The organism is Pseudomonas sp. 05N434, assembly GCF_056396965.1.
Window position 1 is genome coordinate 1 of sequence record NZ_JBFTMK010000885.1, and the last position, 1,206, is coordinate 1,206.

General features: G+C 51.4%; 1 protein-coding gene. It reads left to right on the forward strand.

Annotated elements, in window-relative coordinates:
* Positions 1–281 precede the first annotated feature (281 nt).
* The coding region (locus AC1DLB_RS30410; RefSeq protein WP_477786333.1) for a UbiA family prenyltransferase at positions 282–1,206 on the forward strand (925 nt) is incomplete at its 3' end.

Sequence of the window (1,206 nt, forward strand, 5' to 3'; positions counted from 1 at the left end):
ATTCTCGGGGGTTACTGACGCACCTCACTCTTTGTGCGGGGATCGAATCAAGTTGACCAGGTCAGGGATCGGCTGCGTTACGACTCTGTGATCACCCTCATCACCGCATGCCCTGTCAGTCAATTTATTAGCCACTTCCCGTGAATCCATGTGTCAACCGTGGTACCATTTCGCGCAAATTAAAGCCTGACGGCCTTTTAGTAGCCTTTGCTAAGATCTCCGTTGTTTTCCTGATCTTATTTTGTTTTTGTTTGAGTCGCCAATATTCAGGAAGAGCTCTTGTGACTGTCCAAATTACATCTCCCACTATTCCGCTTATTGTCGATCTCGACGGTACCCTGCTGCGCTCCGATCTGCTGCTGGAAACAGGTATGGCTTTTGTTCGGCATAAGCCATTGAGCCTGTTTAAACCCTTTATTTGGTTGACCAAAGGCAAGGTGGCTTTAAAGGAAGGCCTCGCCCATGCCACCCATATTGACGTCAGTGTCCTGCCTTTCGATCCTGCAGTCATTGAACTAATTGAAGTCGAGCGGCGTACCGGTCGGACCGTAGTGCTGGCGACAGCCAGCCATTACAGCCTGGCCGAACGCATTGCTGAACATCTTCAATTGTTTGACCTGGTGCTAGCCTCTGACAGCAAGCGAAACCTGTCGGCCCATCGTAAACGCGATCTGTTGGTCGAGCACTATAGTGAGCAGGGCTTTGATTACGTGGGTAACTCTCATGACGACGTCCCAGTTTGGGCGGTTGCCCGGAAGGCTTATGTGGTCAATCCGGAATCCGGTGTTGAGCGTGGCGCTCGGGCACAGGGCAATGTCGAACAGGTGATTCACTCCAATCCTTCCAGGGCGAAGGACTGGTTGAAGGCGTTGCGGCTGCACCAGTGGATGAAGAATGCGCTGATTTTCGTGCCTCTAATGGCGGCGCATCAACTGACCAACCCCATGCTCCTATGGCAGGGAGTATTGGCCTTTCTGTTTTTTGGACTATGTGCCTCTAGCGTCTATCTACTTAATGACTTGTTGGATCTCGCCGATGACCGGCATCATCACTCCAAACGACATCGTCCATTTGCCGCTGGACGATTGTCGATCAAGTCCGGGCTACAGCTCTTTCCCGTATTATTGGTTGGCGCTTTTTCCGGGGCTGCATGGCTTCTGCCTTGGGAGTTTTCCGGAACCCTCATTGCATACTACATATTAACTC